Here is a 17,311-nt window from a genome sequence, read left to right as displayed (position 1 = left end):
CCGACGTATCTCCCGAAAAACCGCCGCTCAAACGACGATACGCCGAAACGTGTCGGGTTTCTCATCGGCTCAACGGTCCCTCGACCCGTCGGCTCGCCGGCTCGTCGACCTGTCGACCCGTCAGATCGCCGGCTCGTCGGCTTGTCGACCCGTCAGCCCTCACCTCGCCGGCCGCCCGCCGCCCCGAGGGCCCGTCGCCGCCCGGTGTTTCGCCTCCGCACACCTTCGCAGTATACAAGAGGTGGCACGCTGAAAGACGGGCATGAACGTCGCAGACGCCATGACGCCCCGCTCGGAGCTCGTCGTCGTCGAGATCCCCGGGAGCCGGAACGACGTGTTGGAGTACATCCAAGAGCACGGCTTCTCGTCCGTCCCGGTCGTGAAAGACGCCGACGGCGAGGAAGTGTACCGCGGGCTCGTCACGCGCGACGACCTGATCGAGCAGCCGGACGAGGACCAGCTCGCGCTGCTGATGCGCGAGGTCCCGACCGCGGGGGCCGACGACGACATCGTCGACGCCGCCCGGACGATGGCCGCGGAGGGGTCGCGGCGGCTCCCCGTCGTCGACGGCGACGAGCTCGTCGGCATTCTCACCGTCACCGACGTGGTGCGGGCCATCGCCCGCGGCGAGGTCGACGGCGAGACGCGCGTGGGTGAGCTCGCGACCCCCGAGGTCAACGCGACCCACACCGAGACGCCGCTGCCGGTCGCCGAGCGCGAGATCGCCCTCTCCGGGGTCCCGTACGCGGTCGTCCTCGACGACGACGCCGCGGTCGCCGGGATGCTCACCGAGGTCGACATCCTCGAGGTCGCCCGCGTCGTCGAGGGCGAGGCGAGCACGGGCGACTCGATCGCCGAGCAGGACTCCGAGTGGTCCTGGGAGGGGATCAAAGCGACCGGCGCGCGCTACCTCCCGACCCGGAACGTCGAGATCCCCGCGGAGGCGGTCCGCCACTTCATGACCGCGGACCTGATCACGGTCAACGCCACGCGGACGGCCAAGGAGGTCGCTCAGGAGCTCATCAGCAACGACATCGAGCAGGTCCCGCTCGTCTCGGGCACGGACTTAGACGGGATCGTCCGCGACGTCAACCTGCTGGAGGGGTTGTAGATGGCGGCGGACGCGCTCGCCGAACTCGCGAAGCGCCGCGGGTTCTTCTTCGGCTCGAATGGCGCGTACGGCGGCACCGCCGGCTTCTACACGTTCGGCCCGCAGGGGGCCGCCCTCAAGCGGAACGTCGAGGACGCGTGGCGCGACCGGTTCACCCTCCGCGAGGGGAACCGCGAGATCGAGGCGCCGACGGTGATGCCCGAGGCCGTCTTCGAGGCCTCCGGCCACCTGGAGGGGTTCGACGACATGCTCGTCGAGTGCCCCGAGTGCGGCGAGTCCCACCGCGCCGACCACCTCGTCGAGGCCGTCACGGACATCGAGGACGCCGAGGCGCTCCCCGGCGAGGATGTCGAGGACCTCATCGCCGACAACGAGATCGCCTGCCCCGCCTGCGGCACGATGCTGGCCGGCGAGCCGGTCGAGGCGTTCAACCTCATGTTCGCGACCGACATCGGCCCCGGCGACGCCCAGCCGGGCTACCTCCGGCCGGAGACGGCCCAGGGGATCTTCGTCGAGTTCCCGCGGCTGAAGGAGTACGCCCGCGGGAACCTCCCGTTCGGGATCACCCAGATCGGCCCCGCCTACCGCAACGAGATCTCGCCCCGCGGCGGGCTGCTCCGCCTCCGCGAGTTCACGCAGGCCGAGTTAGAGCAGTTCATCGACCCCGAGGAAGACGAACCGCCGCTCGACCGCGTCCGCGACGTCGAGGTTCGGCTGTACCCCGCGACCGAGCAGGAGGCCGACGACGGCGAGTACGTCGAGACCACGGTCGGCGAGGCGGTCGACGAGGGGGTCATCGGCTCCCCGTGGGTCGGTTACTACCTCGGCGTCGCGAAGGAGTGGTACGACCGGATCGGCGTCGACACCGACCGTTTCCGGTTCCGTCAGCACCTCGCTGGCGAGCGGGCCCACTACGCGGCCGACTGCTGGGACGCGGAGAGCGAGGTCGACGGCGACTGGATCGAGATCGCGGGCTTCTCGTACCGCGCCGACTACGACCTCTCGAAGCACGACGAGTACGGGGACGACGCGTTCACCGTGTTCAAACGCTACGACGAGCCGAAGACGGTCGAGCGCGCGACCGTCGACCCCGACATGTCCGTCCTCGGGCCCGAGTTCGGCGGCGAGGCCGCCGCGGTCGCCGAGGCGCTCGAGACCCTCGCCGAGCGCGACCCGGACGCCTTCGACGGCGAGACGGTCGAGGTCACCGTCGGCGAGGGCGACGACGCGGAGAGCCACGCGGTCGACGTCGACGTCGCGGACTTCGCTATCGAGGAGGTGACCGAGAGCGGCGAGCACATCACGCCCCACGTCGTCGAGCCGTCGTTCGGCGTCGGCCGGACCGTTCAGACGCTGCTGGCGCACGCCTACAGCGAGGACGAGGTCGACGGCGAGTCGCGGACGTACCTCTCGCTCGAACCCGAGGTCGCGCCGCAGGACGCCGCTGTCTTCCCGCTGGTGACGAACGACGACCGCCTCACTGCGCTCGCCGACGAGGTCGCGGCCGACCTCCGTGCCGCGGGGCTGGCGGTCGCGTACGACGACTCCGGCTCGATCGGGCGCCGCTACCGCCGGCAGGACGAGGTCGGCACGCCGTTTTGCGTCACGGTCGACCGCGACGGGATCGAGGGCGACGGTCCCGACACCGTCACGCTCCGCGAGCGCGACTCCGCGGCGCAGGTCCGGATCCCGGTCGCGGACCTGGCCGAAGAGCTGACCGCGCTGCGCGGGGACGAGCCGTTCGCATCGGTCGCCGAGCGATACGACGCCGTCGACACCGACGTCGAGACCGCGGGGAACTGAGGGCGTGACGCTCCCGGCCGCGGCGTGGCGCGAGCGCGTGGAGTTCGAGCGACGCCTGGTCCACGCCAGCGGCACCCTCTACCCGGTCCCGTTCCTGTTGGGCTGGATCTCTTGGGAGACGACCGGGTGGCTGCTGATCGGCAGCGTCGCGATCGCCGGCGCCCTCGAAGCGCTGCGGCTCTCCGGCTCGGTGGGCCCGCTCGACCCGCTGTACGACGCGCTCGTTCGCGACTACGAGGCCGACGGGATCGCGGGCTACGCGCTGTATCAGATCGGCATGGCCGTGACCGCGCTCTGCTTCGCGCCGGTGTTCGCCGTGCCCGCGATGTGGATGCTCTCCGTCGGGGACCCGATCAGCGGCGGCCTCGGCGAGAACGCCGCGACGGAGCCGAAGCGGCTCTCCGTGGTGGCGGCGATGGTGTTCGTCTGCTTCGGGATCGCCGTCCCGTACGCGATCCCCGAGTTCGGCCCCGACCCCGGCGTGATCGTCGCGCTCGCGGGCGCGGTCCCCGCGGCGATCGCCGACGGGCTCCCGCCGCTGATCCGCGGCGTCGCCGTCGACGACAACCTCACCATCCCGCCGGCCGCCGCGAGCGGGATGTTCCTCGCGGCGGCGCTGATCGGGTAGGAACGATTGAGGGGCACGGCAGCGCCGCCGCTCGCCGAACGGGACTGAAAGAAGCGCCGAGGCGGAGATTTGAACTCCGGTGTCCGAATGGACAGTAGATTTCGAATCTACCGCCTTGGCCAGGCTAGGCTACCTCGGCTCGATTCGACGTTGGCCGGTTCCGCTGTTATGCGTTTCGATCGCGTTTGCGTCGCGGTCTCCGATCCCGGCAACGCTTTTCGGCCCGGCACCCGTGCGGGCGGTATGGACGTCCCCGAAGCGGCCGACGCCTGCGCCCGCGTCGTCGACGAGGTCGGCGGCGCGGTCGTCGCCGACCGCGAGTTCCTCGACCGCGTCACGCTCGGCATCCTCGCCCGCGGTCACGTCCTCTTAGAGGACGTGCCCGGCACCGGCAAGACCCTCTCGGCGCGCTCGTTCGCGACCGCGCTCGGCTTGGAGTTCTCCCGGATCCAGTTCACCCCGGACCTCCTGCCCGCCGACGTCACCGGCACCAACGTGTTCGACGAGCGCGACGGCTCCTTCTCGTTTTCCCCGGGCCCGATATTCGCGAACGTCGTCCTCGCCGACGAGATCAACCGCGCGCCGCCGAAGACGCAGGCCGCCCTGCTGGAGGCGATGGAGGAGGGACAGGTGACCGTCGACGGCGAGACCCACGAACTTCCGAGCCCGTTCTACGTTATCGCGACGCAGAACCCAGTCGAAAGCGAGGGGGCCTTCCCGCTCCCGGAAGCCCAACTCGACCGGTTCACGATCAAGACCTCGATCGGCTACCCCGACGAGGCGGGGGAGTTAGAGCTGCTCCGGCGGCGCGCCGGCCGCGTCGAGCAGTCGCCGACGGTCGACCGCGTCCTCGACCCCGACGCGGTGGCGGCGCTGCGGGAGGTCCCCGAGTCGGTCCGGGTCGACGACGACCTGCTGCGCTACGCGGCATCGCTCGCGCGAGCGACCCGCGAGGACCGCCGCGTCGAGGCCGGCGTCTCCCCCCGCGGCACCCAGCGGCTCTTCGAGACGGCCCGCGCTGCGGCCGTCATCGCCGGCCGCGAGTTCGTCACGCCGGACGACGTGAAGCGCGTCGCGGAGCCGACGCTCGCCCATCGGCTCGTGTTGACGCCGGACGCGGCCGTCAACGACGTCGACGAGCGCGACGTGATCGCCGACGTGCTCGATCGGGTCGCGGTGCCGACGGTGGACGCGCCGGAGGCCTGAGGCCGATTTAAAAAAGGAGCCGTGAGCTACTCGGCGTCCCGCTCCGCCAGCAGCTCCGTCGCCGTGAGCAGCGACTCCAGTTCGATGTCGTGGTCGGCGAGCAGCTCGGCCGCGCCCTCCTCGCGGTCGACGACGACCAGCACGCGGTCCACCGTCGCGCCCGCCTCGCGGAGCGCCTCGACGGCGTCGACCGCGGACTGTCCGGTCGTGGCAATGTCTTCGATCACGACGACCGCTTCGCCCTCGTCGAGGCGCCCTTCGATCCGGTTGCCCGTGCCGTACTCCTTCGCCTGCTTGCGCGCGATGACGTACGGGCGGCCCAGCTCCGCGGCCGTGACGGCCACCAGCGGGACCGCGCCCAGCGCGACGCCCGCCAGCTTCGTATCTGTGTCCGCGAGGCGGTCGGCGAACGCCTCGCTCACGAGCCGGAGCGCGTCCGGGTCGGTCTCGAAGAGGTACTTGTCGACGTAGTAGTCGCTCGTGCCGCCGTGCGACAGCTCGAACTCGCCGAACCGGACGGCGTCGGCGGCGGTGAGCGCCGCGATCAGCTCGCGTCGTCGGTCGTCGTCGGTCATACGCGGAGGAGGGCCGCGGCCGACAATAAACGGGTCGGAACGAGGAGACGCCCCGACGGTGCCCCGCGGCCTTCGGGATCGGCTCCGCGGATCCGTCGCTCCGGCGCCCGCTGCGACGGCCGTCGTCCCGACACGATTTAGGCGGCCCGCTCACAACAGAGCCGTAATGAGCACGCAGGCCGCGACGGCGGACCGGACAGTCGTGATCGGGCTGGAGGTCCACGTCCAGCTCGAGACCGACACGAAGATCTTCTGCGGCTGCTCGACGGAGGCCGAAGAGGACGAGGCGCCGAACACGCGCACCTGCCCGACCTGCCTCGGGCTGCCGGGCGCGCTCCCCGTCCTCAACGAGGCCGCCGTCGAGGCCGCGGTGAAGGTGGGGAAAGCGATCGACGCCGACATCCCCGAGACGACCACGTTCCACCGGAAGAACTACTACTACCCCGACCTCCCGAAGAACTTCCAGCTCACCCAGTACGACGCGCCGATCTGCCAGTCCGGGGAGCTCGAGGTGCGCGTCGACGGCGACCCGCGGACCATCGGGATCACCCGGGCGCACCTCGAGGAGGACCCCGGGAGCCTCCAGCACGCCGGCGGCTCCATCGAGTCCGCGACCCACACGCTGGTGAACTACAACCGCGCCGGGACGCCCCTGATGGAGATCGTCACGGAGCCGGACTTCCGCTCGCCGGCCGAGACGCGCGCGTTCCTCGCGAAGTTAGAGGAGGTCTTAGAGTACCTCGGCGTGTTCGACCCCGGCCGCGACGGGAGCTTACGCGTCGACGCCAACGTCTCCCTCGTCCCCGCAGAGCACGTCGCCGACGACGGGACGATCGCCGAGGAGGCCCTCGAGGACGTGAACCGCGCGGAGGTGAAGAACATCTCCAGTCACAAGGGCGCCGAGCAGGCGCTCGCCTACGAGGTCACCCGTCAGGAGAACTTCCTCCGGCGCGGCCGCGAGATCGAACAGGAGACCCGCCACTGGGACGAGGACCGCGGCGTCACGGTCGGGATGCGCTCGAAGGAGGCCGAGAAGGACTACCGCTACTTCCGCGAGGGCGACCTCCCCGCGCTGGAGGTGGCCGACTGGAAAGAGCAGATCGCGATCCCGGAGCTGCCAGACGCCCGCCGCGAGCGCTTCCGCGAGGAGTACGGGCTCGACCGCGAGGCGGCCTCCAAGCTCACCTCCACGAAGGCGGTCGCGGACTTCTTCGAGGACGTGGCCAGCGAGTTCGACCCCGACCTCGCCGCGACGTGGGTCGCCGACAACCTCCTCGGCGAGCTCAACTACCGCGAGATGGCGATAACCGACGTCGAGGGTCGACTCGACGAGTTCACGCGCCTGATCGAGCTGGTCGCCGCCGACGAGCTGACGGTGAAAAACGCCGAGGAGGTCGTCCTCCGCGAGATGCTCGACGAGGGCGACGACCCCGAGACGGTCATCGAACGCGAGGGCCTCGGGAAGGCCGAGAGCGGCGAGGTCGAGACCGCCGTCGAAGCCGCCATCGACGAGAACCCCGACGCCGTCGCCGACTACCACGACGGCGACGAGGGCGCGATCAACTTCCTCGTCGGCCAGGTGATGCAGGCGACCGGCGGCAGCGCCGACCCCGGACAGGTGAACGGGCTGCTGCGCGAGGAGTTGGACGGCTGAGACGGTCGATCGTTGAGCGGTTCTGGGACCGGGCGAACCGGGTCTGTGGCCGCGATGTGGTATTTAAATACTCGTGAGCGGTGGCGAAGATCGCTGATAAATAACGATGCGGTGGCGCGTGCCTCCGAGCGTCCGAAGGACGCGAGGAGCGCGCGCGAGGGAGTCGGTGGTCCGGAGCGAAGCGGAGGACCACCGACGAGGCTGGGGAGGTGTGAGGCTGCGGTGCTGTGCGGGGTGGGACTCAAAGGGGCAGCCGTGAGGGCGGCGCAGGCGACGCAAGCACCGCAGCGAGCAACGCGAGCGAGGAGCGCAGCGAGCGTGCGCCGCCCTCACGGCTGGGGCTTTGGCGGTGTTCTCCGTCGATCCGTCAGCACCGATTTATATGGCCGCGGCCGGAGCTTCGACGGTGCTCGTCGCAGCGTCGGCGCTGTTTATAAACAGCCGCCAGCGAGGTCACTCGATTATTTATAAAGCCACTTCGCAACTCCGATTCACGTACGTCAACGACCGGCTGTTTTTATTCCGATCACCCCACGTGCCTCCACTATGGCCCTCGCTGTAACCCTCCTGTCGGCCGTCCCGATCGCCGTCTGTCTCCTGCTCGCGTGGGCGATCCGGAGTCGCGAGAAGGTCGGCCTGATCGCCGGCTACGACGGCGGGCTCCCGCCCGAGCGCGAGGCGGAACTCGCCCGCGACGCGGCGGCGGTCCTCGTCGTCGCCGCGGCCGCGACGAGCCTCCTCGTCGTCGACGCGTGGACCCGCGGGGTCCCTCGCCCCGGCCTACTGGTGACGATCCTGATCGCCGCCGCCGTCGCGTGGTTCCTCTGGAAGTGGAACGTCCGCGAGCCCGACCGCGACTGAGCCGAGCGCGCCGAAACCGTACGATTCACGCCCCCGCGCCCGATACGACGCGCATGGACGTGACCGTCGAGGTCGTCGGCGAGGGGACCGAAGAGCACAGCCTCGCCGCCGACGCGACGTACGACGACCTGATCCGCGCCGCGGGCTACCACCCGCAGGAGGCGTCGGCGCTGGTCGACGGCTCGCCTGTCCCCGGCGACCGCGTCGTCGACGCGGCGGAGGTGCGAGTCCTCCGATTAATAAAAGGCGGTGCGACGGACGGCAGCGCGTGACGGGAGAGCGCGACCTCTCCGATCCGCTCGCGGACGTGACCATTGAGCCCGCGACGCCCGACGACCGCCTCGACGCCCTGCGAATCCTCGACGCCGCGATGCTGGAGACCGACGCGGAGGCCGTCGGCGACCGGATCGCAGTCGAGGACGTTCTCGTCGCGCGGTCGACGCGGACCGGGGGCGTCGTCGGCGCGCTGGTCGCTGTGCGACCCGACCCGGACCGGCTCCACGTCGACGCCGTCGCGGTCAGGCGGACGCGTCGCGGCCGGGGTATCGGCTCCGCGCTCGTCGCGGCCGCGGTCGATCGGGGCGAGTCGGACCCCGCGGTCGAGACCGTCTCCGCCCGGTTCGACGCCGAGCTGACCGCGTTCTACGAGGCGTTGGGGTTTTCGGTCGATATCGAGGGCGCAGACGAGGGGCGACGCGTCGGCCGGCGATCGGCGTAGCTCCCCTCGCGGCCCCTGACGCGCGACCGCTTCCGGCGAACGACGCCGATAAACGGCCGGCCGGCCTACGAGCCGCCAATGAGTGGGAAAGACGACTACTACAACCGATCCAAACAGCAGGGGTACCGCGCCCGGTCCGCCTACAAGCTGAAACAGCTCGACGAGGAGGCGGCCCTCCTCGGCCCCGGCGACACCGTGGTCGACCTCGGCGCCGCGCCCGGCGGGTGGCTCCAAGTCGCCGCCGAAGAGGTCGGCGAGGGCGGCACCGTCGTCGGCGTCGACCTCCAGCGCATCGACGAGTTCGACGACCACGACGTCGAGACGCTCCGCGGTGACATGACCGAGGAGCGCACTCGCCACTATCTGCGGGAGGCGGTCGGCGAGGGCGGCGCGGACGTCGTCGTCAGCGACATGGCGCCGAACATGACCGGCGAGTACCACCTCGATCACGCGCGGTCGGTCCACCTCGCGCGGCAGGCGCTCGACACCGCCGAGGAGCTACTCGCGCCCGGCGGCGACTTCGTCGTGAAGGTGTTCCAGGGCGAGGACCTCGACGCCTTCCGCGACGACGTCGCCGCGTCCTTCCAGTACGTCCGGACCGTCTCTCCGCCCGCCTCGCGGGACTCCTCTTCGGAGGTGTACCTCGTCGCGAAGGGGTACACGACCTCGCCCGTCGCCGAGGGCGACCGGATCGAGGTGACGATCGAGGAGGAGGGCGACGAGGGGGACGGCATCGCCTACGTCGAGGGATACACGCTGTTCGTCGACGGCGATGTCGGCGAGACGCTCGCGGTCGAGGTCACCGACGTCAAGCCGCGGTTCGGCTTCGCGGAGGCGGTCGACGGCGGCGAGTCGACCCCGTCGAACTGAGCGGTCGCGGTCGCTATCAGCCGAGATAATTCGACTCTGTCTCTTATATACTCCGGTCGGACAGTGACGACAAATGAACAGCGAGGACGCACGCTCCGAATCCGAGAGCGGTTCCGCCGAGGGGGACGGCTCGACGGCGACGACCGACGCCGACGCGACCACGGACGGCGGTGTCGCGTCCGAGGAGACGACGGCCCCCCGGACCGCCGCCGGGGGCGATGTTCCGGTCTCCGCGTTCCGCGAGGTCGCGGACCGGCTCGCCGACGGCGACCTCGGGGCGCGGTTTCCGGCCGAGGAGCCCGACGGCGAGGCGGCGGCGCTGGCGGCGACGCTCAACGAGTTCGTCGACGGGGTCGCCGAGACCGTGTCCGCCGTCGACGGCTTCGGCGACGAGGTCGCGGGCGCGACCGAGTACGTCCGGTCGAACGTCGACCGGGCGAAAGACCAGAGCGACGAGGTGTACGCCGCGGTCGACGACATCGAGGCGGCCGCGACCCGCCAGCGCGACGACATCGCGGCCGCGACGAGCGAGCTCCAGACCGTCTCGGCCGCCACAGAGGAGGTCGCCGCCTCCGCGGACGAGGTGGCCGAGACCGCCGCCGGCGTCGCCGAGCGGACCGACGAGGGGACCGACGCCGCGGCCGCCGCCATCGAGGAGCTCCGCGTCGTCGACGAGCGGACCGAGGAGGCCCTCGACCGCGTCGAGACCCTCGAATCGGAGGTCGCGGCGATCGAGGACGTCACCGACCTGATCCAGGACATCGCCGACGAGACGAACATCCTCGCGCTCAACGCCTCGATCGAGGCCGCCCGCGCGGGCGAGGCCGGTGCCGGCTTCGAGGTGGTCGCCGAGGAGGTCAAGGGCCTCGCGGAGGAGGCGCGGGACGCGACCAGCGAGATCGAGTCGTCGATCCGGTCGGTGCGCGCGGAGACGGACGCGACCGTCGACGAGATGGCCGAGATGCGCGAGCGCGCCGACGAGGGGATAACCACCGCCGAGGCGGCGCTGGAGGCGTTCACCGACCTCGCCGCCGACGTCGAGGAGACGACGAGCGGCGTCGAGGAGATCCGCGACGCGACCGACGACCAGGCGACCTCGATCGAGGCGGTGGTCGACGCTGTCGAGTCGGTCGGCGACCTCGCCGAGGAGACGGCCGCGGACGCGGGCGACGCCACCTCGGTCGCGCACGCGCAGAAGACGACGCTGGCAGAGGTGGCGGCCGGGGCCGCGACGCTCTCCGACCGGACCGGCACCTTGGACGACGCGCTCGACGCCTACGACGCGGACGGCACCGCGGCCGACGACGCGGTCGTCCTCGACTTCTGGCACGCCTTCGGCGGCCGCAAGGCGCGGCTCCTCGACGAGTTCGCCGCCGAGTTCGCCGCCGAGACCGACGGGATCGCCGTTCGGCCCTCCTCGAAGGGGAGCTACCGGGGCGTGTTCGATGCGACGCTCGCGGCGGCGGAGCGGGGCGACCCGCCGGCGATCGCGCACCTCTACGAGATCGGCACCCAGCGCGCGCTCGACAGCGGGGCGTTCACCCCGGTCGAGCGACTCCTCGACGCGGGAGGCTCCGGCGGGGTCGGCGTCGACGCCGCAAACGGTCCGGCCGCCGGGTTCTCGCCCGACGACCTGCTCGACCCCGTCGCCAACTACTACCGGACCGATGGGGTCCTCCACTCGATGCCGTTCAACGCGTCGACGCCCGTGCTGTACTACGACCGCGCGGCGTTCGAGCGCGCCGGGCTGGACCCGGACGATCCGCCCGAGACGTTCGACGAGGTCCGCTGCTGCGCCGAGCGGCTCGTCGAGAGCGGCGCGACCGAGACTGGGATCACGTTCGCGACGTACTCGTGGTTCGTTGAGCAGTGGTTCGCCGAGGCGGGTGAGCCGCTCGTCGACGCCGACAACGGGCGGGGCGGCACGCCGACCGAGAGCCGGTTCGACGGGCCGGTCGGCGAGCGCGTCTACCGCTGGATCGCCGACATGGCGGCCGACGGCCTCTACCACGACCCCGGCATCGAGGCCCGCGGGCAGGCCCGCGAGGCGTTCCACGAGGGGCGCGCCGGGATGCTGATCGGCTCCACCTCCGCGATGGTCGACGTCCGGGAGGGCGCCGCCTTCCCGGTCGGCGTCGGCTACTTCCCGGTCGCGGACGAGCGGCACGGCGTCGTCGTCGTCGGCGGGTCGCTGTGGGTCGCGGACGGCGCGTCATCGGCCGAACAGCGCGCCGCCGCGGCGTTCCTCGGCTGGCTCGCGGCGCCGGAGCGGCAGGCGCGCTGGCACCGCGAGACCGGCTACTTCCCGGTCCACGAGGGCGCGGTCGACCGGCTCGACCGCAACGGGTGGTTCGACGAGAACCCCGGCTACCGCACCGCGATCGAGCAGCTGCTCGACGCCGAGGGCGGCGTCGCCACGACCGGCGCTCGGATCGGCCCGTTCGACACGGTCCGGACGCTCGTCGCCCAGGCCTCCGTCGACGCCCGCGAACGCGGCGTCGAGTCCGCGGTCGACCGGCTCGCCGACAGCGCGTCGATCCAGCTGCGAGCGTACACCGAAGAGCGGGCGGCCGACGACTGAGGCGCCGCGCGGACCGGCGGGAGCGCCCGTCTCGCCCGGCAGGCGATCGCCGCCTCGCCCGAGCCGGCCCGCGGGACCGACCGCCGTCACTCGTCCTCCCGATCGCCGGCGCTCCGATCCACCCTCGCACCGGTGACCCGGTACCCGACGCCGTTCGTCCGCGTCGGATCGGGCTCGACGGTCCACCCCTCTACCCGAGCGAGCGCTCGGACGTTCGGGAGCGACATCCCCGCCTCGGCGCTCGGCTCGGCGCTCTCGTACTCGAAGAGCAGCGATCCCCCGTCGTTCCACGTGAACCGCCCGTCGCCCGCGACCGCGAACCCGTCGCCGGTCAGCGTCACGGTCACGGCCGTCGCGCCGTTGAACGCCGCGAACTCGAACGCGTTCTTGAACAGCTGTTTGAGTCGGGTCGGCGCCGCGAGTATCCGCCCTTCTCCCTCGACCGCCACGTCGAGGTCGGCGTCGGTCGCGGTCGCGGCGCCGGTCGCGACCGTTTCGAAGTCGACGAACGACCGCTCGCCGTCGTCGCGTGCGTACCGCGCCAGGGTGTGGAGGTCCTCGACGACGTCGCCGATCCGGCCGACCCGACTCCGGGCCACCGCGACGGACTCGGCCGCGGCGTCCCCGTCGCCGTCGTCGAGCCGGTCCGCCGCCTCCGCGAGGTGGCCGTCGGCGATGGCGACGGAGTTCCGCAGCTCGTGGGCGATCGCGCCCGCCATGTCTCCCAGCTGCTCCTCGTAGCGTTCGAGCTGCTCGCGCTGGCGCTCGATGGCCGTCACGTTCTGGACGAGCAGCGCCCACCCGAACTCCGCGCCGCCGACGGCGAGCGGCTCGCTCGTGACGCAGTAGGTCCGCCTCTCCTCCGCGGCGTCCCCGACGTCGACGAGCGCGGGCCGTTCCTTCCGGTACTCGTCCGCGATGGCCGGCGAGATATTCCCGATCTGTTCCTCGCCGTCGGCGACGGCGGGGAACAGCTCCGCGGCCCGCTCGTTGTGGTCCCGGAGCCGTCCGTCGGTGTCCAGGATGAGGACGGCGCCCGCGGTGCGTTCGACGAACGAGCGTGTCGCCGTCTCCTCGACCGCGAGGAAGGTGTCCTCGACCAGGTAGACGACCCCGACCGCGAAGACGGCGACGCCGAGCGGCTCGTAGCTCAGCTGCGGGAGCGCGCTCGGCGCGACCGACGCCACGACGTTCGGGACGACCGCCGCTCCGGTCGCCGCGAACAGTCCCACCAGCGCCCACGAGAACCGGTCCGAACGGTGGAACAGCCGGTACAGCAGGTAGAAACCGGCCGCCGACAGCACGTACGCCAGCGCGAGCGACCCCCAGTACAGCGCCCCCTCCTCGACGACGAGGCGTCGGGCCGGCTCCGTCCGGAGCGTCGCGTCGAAGTACCGCCCGTGGACCCGGTTCGTGAGCTTCAGCCCCACGACGGCGACGTAGAGGGCGACGGCGGCCAGCCGATACCGCGTTCGGCGGTGGTAGTCCCGACCGGCGTACGCGGAGGCGAAGTAGAGCCACGCGAACGGCGTGGCGAAGCCGACGGTCAGCGCGAGGGTGTACAGCGCGACAGCGGTCGGCTCCTCGCCGGCGAGCAGGACGCCCGCCTGGAGGAACGCCCAGACGCCGACGAGGACCAGCAGCGAACGAAGCCCCCGTCTGGCGTCGCCGTTCCGCAGGCGGGACCCGCGGAACGCGGCCGCGAAACAGGCGGCTCCCGAGAGCGCGAACAGACCGACGAGCCACCACGCCACCACCATCGGATGACATAGATGACGGACAGGAACGACTTAATACGGTCGCCTAACTCGGGTACTGAGCGCGGACCGAAACACCTCGAACTCTTGTATTCTAGCCGACACGTACCGGATCCGACGACCGGCGAGGAGGAGACCGAGAGCGTTAGCTCGCCCCGTCGCGCCTGACCCATTCGCGCAGCGTGAACCGGTCGTACGCCGTCTCGTCCGCGATCGCCCACTCGCTTTGGTCCCACTCGGGGTAGCGCGTGTCGCCCTCGTAGGCGCCGTCGACGTGGCTGAGGACCATCCCGTCGAGGCGCGGCTGGAACAGCTCGTAGATCCCGCCGCCTCCGAGGACGTAGACCGTGTCGACCCCGACCTCGTCGGCGGCCTCGCGGGCCAGTTCGATCGTCTCGTCGTCGCCGTTCGCGACCGTCGCGGTCGGGACGTCGACGGCGTCGACGCTCCGACTCACGACGATCTGGCGGCTCCCCGGGAGGTCGTCGCGCATCGAGTCGAACGTGCGGCGGCCCAAGATTACCGGCGAGCCCGCGACGCGCTCGCGGTACTGCCTGACGTCCGCCTCGATGTGGGGCCACGGCACCTCCCCGTCGTTCCCGATCACGCGGTTCTCCGCCACGGCGGCGACGCTGACGAGTTTCACGCCCCGAGTACGGGGTCGTCGGTGAAAAATCCGCGCGTCGGCTCCACCCTCGCCGGCGGGGTTGGACAGGTCGACCGGACTCAGCCGTCGAGGCCGAGCAGGTCGAACGGGTAGCCGTTGTCCAGCTCGTCGGCGCGCTCGTAGACGACGCGCGCGGCCGCCACGTCCTGGATCGCGAGGCCGGTGGAGTCGAAGACGCTGACGCCGCTCACGCCGTCGGCGTCGGCGGGCGTGCCCGGCGTGCCGGGGCGGCCGGCGCGGCGGCCGACGACGATCTCGCCGATCTCGCCGTAGATGTCGTCGTCGGTGAGCGTCCCCGCGGCGTAGGGGACGTTGATCTCGCCGGAGTGGGTGCACTGCTCGTGGTCGTCGATGACGACCGTGGCGTCGACGAGGAGGTCGTCCGCGAGCTCGTGTTTGCCCGCCGCGTCCGCGCCCATCGCGTTGATATGCGTGTGGTCGCCCACGTCCTCGGGCCCGACGATCGGGGTCTCGACCGGCGTCACCGTCGAGAGGACGTCGCAGTGGCCGGCCTCCGAAATCGAGCCCGCGCGCACGTCGAACCGGTCCTCGAACTGGTCGACGAAGTCGGCGACCCGCTCCTCGTCGAGGTCGCTGATCACGACCTCCTCGATGTCACGCACCGCGGCGATCGCCTCCAGCTGCGTGTACGACTGGACGCCCGCGCCGACGATCCCCAGCGAGGTCGCGTCGGGGACGGCGAGGTGGTCCGTGGCGACCGCGGCGGCCGCGCCGGTGCGTTTCATCGTCAGCGTCGTCCCGTCGAGGACCGCCAGCGGGAACGCCGTCTCCGGGTCCGAGTAGATCATCGTCCCCATCACCGTCGGGAGGTCGTGGTCGCCGGGGTTGTCGGTGTGGACGTTGACCCACTTGATCCCGGCGGCGTCCCAGCCGTCGCCGGTCGCGGTCTCCTCGGCGACGTCCTCCTCGCGCACGTCGAGGTAGGCCGGCATCGACCGGAAGTCGCCGTTGTACTCGGGGAGGTCGATGTACGACTTCGCGGGCATCTTCGCGTCGCCGCGCTCGTAGGCCGTGAACGCGCCGCGGACCGCGTCGATCACGCGGTCCATCTCGGCGTTCTCGTCGACGTCGTCCGCGTTGAGGAGCAGCGTCTGCATGTCGCAGAATTTGCCGGTCGTCACTTAGTCTCTTCCGAACTCGCGTCGGGGGCCTTCGAACCCGCGCCATCCTCGCCGGAGGGGGCGACCGCGTCGCGCTCCGCGACCACAATCGCGCGCAGGTCATTGACGTTCGTCCCGGTCGGTCCGGTCCGGAGCAGCGCGCCCGCCTCGTCGAGGACCGGATACGCGTCGTGGGCGTCGAGCGCGTCCGCGGCCGCCTCGCGGTCCAGCGGACTCTCGGGGCCGCCCCCGACGAGGCGGTCGTCGACCAGCGCCCCCGCCGCGTCCGTGGCGCCGTCGATCCCGTCGGTGTCGACGCTCGCGACGGCGACCGCGGCCTCGTCGCTAGCCGTCGCCTCGCCTGTCTCGGCGCCGCTCGCTCCCCCGGCGCCGCCTCCGGCGACGAGTTCGAGCGCGGCCGACAGCGCGAACTCCTGATTCGGGCCGCCTTTGCCGGGATCTTCCCCGAGCGTTACCGTCACCTCGCCGGCCGAGAGGACGACCGCGGGCGGTTCGACCGGCTCCCCGGCCGTGCGGCACTCCTCGGCGACCGCCGCGTGGGTCTTCGCCGCCTCCCGCGCCTCGCCGCGCACCCGCGAGGAGAGCACGAGCGGCTCGTACCCCCGCGCCGCGGCGACCTCGCGGGCCGCGTTCAGGGCCGTGCGCGCGCTCGCGACGACCCGAAAGTCGACCCCTTCGAACGCGGATTCGCCCGGCGTCGGCGTCTCCGCGAGTTCGCCCGCGGCGCCGCGTTCGAGCCGGTCGGTCACGGCTGCGGGCGCGTCGACCGCGTACCGGTCGAGGACCGCGAGCGCGTCCGCGTAGGTCGTCGGGTCGGGCGAGAGCGGGCCGCTCGCGATCACGGCCGGGTCGTCGCCGGTCACGTCGCTGACCGCGAGGCCGAGGACGTCGGCGGGGGCGGCCGCCCGCGCCAGCTGCCCGCCCTTCACCGCCGAGAGGTGTTTGCGGACCGCGTTGAACTCCGAGATGGTCGCGCCGCTCGCCAGCAGCGCCGCGGTCGTCTCGCGGATGTCGTCGAGACCGATTTCGTTCGCTGGGGCGGCCAGCAGCGCGCTCCCGCCGCCGGTGATCAGGCCGAGCACGAGGTCGGACTCGCCCGCGTCGGCTGCGAGCCCTCGTACCCGCCGGGCGCTCTCGACACCCGCCTCGCTCGGGGTCGGGTGGTCGCCGGGCAGGACCGCGATTCGTTCGGTTTCGACGGGATCGTCAGTGACGACCGCGCCGCCGTCGATCCGGTCGCCGAGGAGTTCCTCGACCGCGGCCGCGAAGTGGCCCGCCGCGTTGCCCGCGCCGCCGACCAGCACGCGGTCGTACGCGGCGAGGTCGTAGGTGATCGAGGTGTCGTCGACGGCGGTGACCGTGAGTCGATCGCCGTCGAGAGAGAGCGCCTCCGCGACGATTCGCTCCGGATGCGCGGCCTCGATGCCCGCGGTGACGCAGTCGAGCGCGAGTTCGCGGGCCGGGTCGCTCGCGTGTCGCTCGCGGTCGGCGACGGTCACGGCGAAGTCGGCGGACTGATCGGACATTGCTTCGGTCGCCTCGGTCGGGATGCGTCCCGGCGGCTCAAGAGTATTCTGCCGCCCACGGAATGGGTGCGCGTTCGACCGATTCGCGTCGTTGAAATACAATTGCGAACCCGCGCTGTCGAAACCGCGACAAACACCTCCAAAGCCCCAGCCGCTCGTTTATAAACATCTGAGAGCGGATCGATGGCGAACACCTCCAAAGCCCCAGCCGC

At 71.5% G+C, this 17,311-nt stretch carries 15 protein-coding genes and 1 tRNA gene; 10 read left to right on the top strand and 6 right to left on the bottom strand.

Annotated elements, in window-relative coordinates; genetic code table 11:
• Positions 1-262 precede the first annotated feature (262 nt).
• The 3 genes from F3H13_RS02420 to F3H13_RS02410 are packed head-to-tail and all read left to right on the top strand — an operon-like array spanning position 263 to position 3,542.
• Positions 263-1,111: a CBS domain-containing protein gene (locus F3H13_RS02420; RefSeq protein WP_149797453.1), complete on the top strand. Its 849-nt coding sequence runs from the start codon at positions 263-265 to the stop codon at positions 1,109-1,111.
• Positions 1,112-2,914, top strand: coding sequence for a glycine--tRNA ligase (gene glyS, locus F3H13_RS02415; RefSeq protein ID WP_149797452.1), 1,803 nt, complete (start codon positions 1,112-1,114; stop codon positions 2,912-2,914).
• 4 nt (positions 2,915-2,918) lie between these two features.
• Positions 2,919-3,542: a diacylglycerol/polyprenol kinase family protein gene (locus tag F3H13_RS02410; RefSeq protein ID WP_149797451.1), complete on the top strand. Its 624-nt coding sequence runs from the start codon at positions 2,919-2,921 to the stop codon at positions 3,540-3,542.
• A 54-nt stretch (positions 3,543-3,596) separates the two neighbouring features.
• Here F3H13_RS02410 and F3H13_RS02405 read toward each other — a convergent pair.
• Positions 3,597-3,681: transfer RNA gene (locus F3H13_RS02405), tRNA-Ser, on the bottom strand.
• 104 nt (positions 3,682-3,785) lie between these two features.
• Between F3H13_RS02405 and F3H13_RS02400 the strand changes: the two genes are divergently transcribed.
• The gene (locus F3H13_RS02400; RefSeq protein ID WP_149797450.1) at positions 3,786-4,748 is read left to right on the top strand and encodes an AAA family ATPase; all 963 of its coding nucleotides are present in this window, start codon (positions 3,786-3,788) and stop codon (positions 4,746-4,748) included.
• A gap of 26 nt (positions 4,749-4,774) precedes the next feature.
• On the opposite strand, the gene pyrE is transcribed toward F3H13_RS02400, so the two are convergent.
• Complete coding sequence (gene pyrE, locus F3H13_RS02395) at positions 4,775-5,323, bottom strand: orotate phosphoribosyltransferase (protein ID WP_149797449.1); 549 nt, start codon at positions 5,321-5,323, stop codon at positions 4,775-4,777.
• Positions 5,324-5,489: 166 nt separating this feature from the next.
• Here pyrE and gatB point away from each other — a divergent pair, with 166 nt between their 5' ends.
• The 6 genes from gatB to F3H13_RS02365 all read left to right on the top strand — a co-directional run bounded on the left by gatB (position 5,490) and on the right by F3H13_RS02365 (position 12,007).
• The gene (gene gatB, locus F3H13_RS02390) at positions 5,490-6,977 is read left to right on the top strand and encodes an Asp-tRNA(Asn)/Glu-tRNA(Gln) amidotransferase subunit GatB (protein WP_149797448.1); all 1,488 of its coding nucleotides are present in this window, start codon (positions 5,490-5,492) and stop codon (positions 6,975-6,977) included.
• A gap of 546 nt (positions 6,978-7,523) precedes the next feature.
• Positions 7,524-7,838 (top strand): hypothetical protein, encoded by a 315-nt coding sequence (locus F3H13_RS02385; RefSeq protein WP_149797447.1) that lies wholly within the window; start codon positions 7,524-7,526, stop codon positions 7,836-7,838.
• Positions 7,839-7,891: 53 nt separating this feature from the next.
• Entirely contained in the window at positions 7,892-8,110 is a 219-nt protein-coding gene (gene samp2, locus F3H13_RS02380; protein WP_149797446.1) for a ubiquitin-like small modifier protein SAMP2, read from the top strand.
• The gene (locus F3H13_RS02375; RefSeq protein ID WP_149797445.1) at positions 8,107-8,556 is read left to right on the top strand and encodes a GNAT family N-acetyltransferase; all 450 of its coding nucleotides are present in this window, start codon (positions 8,107-8,109) and stop codon (positions 8,554-8,556) included. The genes samp2 and F3H13_RS02375 overlap by 4 nt, the downstream gene beginning before the upstream one ends.
• A gap of 78 nt (positions 8,557-8,634) precedes the next feature.
• Positions 8,635-9,426, top strand: a complete 792-nt coding sequence (locus F3H13_RS02370) for a 23S rRNA (uridine(2552)-2'-O)-methyltransferase (RefSeq protein ID WP_149797444.1) — start codon at positions 8,635-8,637, stop codon at positions 9,424-9,426.
• A 73-nt stretch (positions 9,427-9,499) separates the two neighbouring features.
• Positions 9,500-12,007 carry an extracellular solute-binding protein gene (locus tag F3H13_RS02365; RefSeq protein ID WP_149797443.1) on the top strand — a complete coding sequence of 836 codons (2,508 nt, stop codon included), beginning with the start codon at positions 9,500-9,502 and terminating at the stop codon, positions 12,005-12,007.
• Positions 12,008-12,093: 86 nt separating this feature from the next.
• Here F3H13_RS02365 and F3H13_RS02360 read toward each other — a convergent pair whose 3' ends face one another.
• From F3H13_RS02360 to F3H13_RS02345, 4 genes are all read right to left on the bottom strand, one after another.
• Positions 12,094-13,767, bottom strand: coding sequence for a histidine kinase N-terminal 7TM domain-containing protein (locus F3H13_RS02360; protein WP_149797442.1), 1,674 nt, complete (start codon positions 13,765-13,767; stop codon positions 12,094-12,096).
• Positions 13,768-13,909: 142 nt separating this feature from the next.
• Positions 13,910-14,410: a dihydrofolate reductase gene (locus F3H13_RS02355; RefSeq protein WP_149797441.1), complete on the bottom strand. Its 501-nt coding sequence runs from the start codon at positions 14,408-14,410 to the stop codon at positions 13,910-13,912.
• An 80-nt stretch (positions 14,411-14,490) separates the two neighbouring features.
• Entirely contained in the window at positions 14,491-15,549 is a 1,059-nt protein-coding gene (locus F3H13_RS02350; RefSeq protein ID WP_149797546.1) for an ornithine cyclodeaminase family protein, read from the bottom strand.
• A 20-nt stretch (positions 15,550-15,569) separates the two neighbouring features.
• A complete protein-coding gene (locus F3H13_RS02345; protein WP_149797440.1) occupies positions 15,570-17,099 on the bottom strand; it encodes a glycerate kinase type-2 family protein in 1,530 nt (509 codons plus the stop codon).
• Positions 17,100-17,311 lie beyond the last annotated feature (212 nt).

This window comes from Halorubrum xinjiangense (assembly GCF_900102375.1).
In the GTDB taxonomy this organism is placed as follows: domain Archaea; phylum Halobacteriota; class Halobacteria; order Halobacteriales; family Haloferacaceae; genus Halorubrum; species Halorubrum xinjiangense.
Note: the sequence above shows the minus strand (reverse complement) of the source record. Positions and strands in the feature narration are given on the sequence as shown.

Excerpts from the sequence above, each read along its gene's own strand:
- F3H13_RS02420 (WP_149797453.1), top strand. The coding sequence starts at position 263 with ATGAACGTCGCAGACGCCATGACGCCCCGCTCGGAGCTCGTCGTCGTC.
- glyS (WP_149797452.1), top strand. The coding sequence starts at position 1,112 with ATGGCGGCGGACGCGCTCGCCGAACTCGCGAAGCGCCGCGGGTTCTTC.
- F3H13_RS02400 (WP_149797450.1), top strand. The coding sequence starts at position 3,786 with ATGGACGTCCCCGAAGCGGCCGACGCCTGCGCCCGCGTCGTCGACGAG.
- pyrE (WP_149797449.1), bottom strand. The coding sequence starts at position 5,323 with ATGACCGACGACGACCGACGACGCGAGCTGATCGCGGCGCTCACCGCC.
- gatB (WP_149797448.1), top strand. The coding sequence starts at position 5,490 with ATGAGCACGCAGGCCGCGACGGCGGACCGGACAGTCGTGATCGGGCTG.
- F3H13_RS02385 (WP_149797447.1), top strand. The coding sequence starts at position 7,524 with ATGGCCCTCGCTGTAACCCTCCTGTCGGCCGTCCCGATCGCCGTCTGT.
- samp2 (WP_149797446.1), top strand. The coding sequence starts at position 7,892 with ATGGACGTGACCGTCGAGGTCGTCGGCGAGGGGACCGAAGAGCACAGC.
- F3H13_RS02370 (WP_149797444.1), top strand. The coding sequence starts at position 8,635 with ATGAGTGGGAAAGACGACTACTACAACCGATCCAAACAGCAGGGGTAC.
- F3H13_RS02365 (WP_149797443.1), top strand. The coding sequence starts at position 9,500 with ATGAACAGCGAGGACGCACGCTCCGAATCCGAGAGCGGTTCCGCCGAG.
- F3H13_RS02360 (WP_149797442.1), bottom strand. The coding sequence starts at position 13,767 with ATGGTGGTGGCGTGGTGGCTCGTCGGTCTGTTCGCGCTCTCGGGAGCC.
- F3H13_RS02350 (WP_149797546.1), bottom strand. The coding sequence starts at position 15,549 with ATGCAGACGCTGCTCCTCAACGCGGACGACGTCGACGAGAACGCCGAG.
- F3H13_RS02345 (WP_149797440.1), bottom strand. The coding sequence starts at position 17,099 with ATGTCCGATCAGTCCGCCGACTTCGCCGTGACCGTCGCCGACCGCGAG.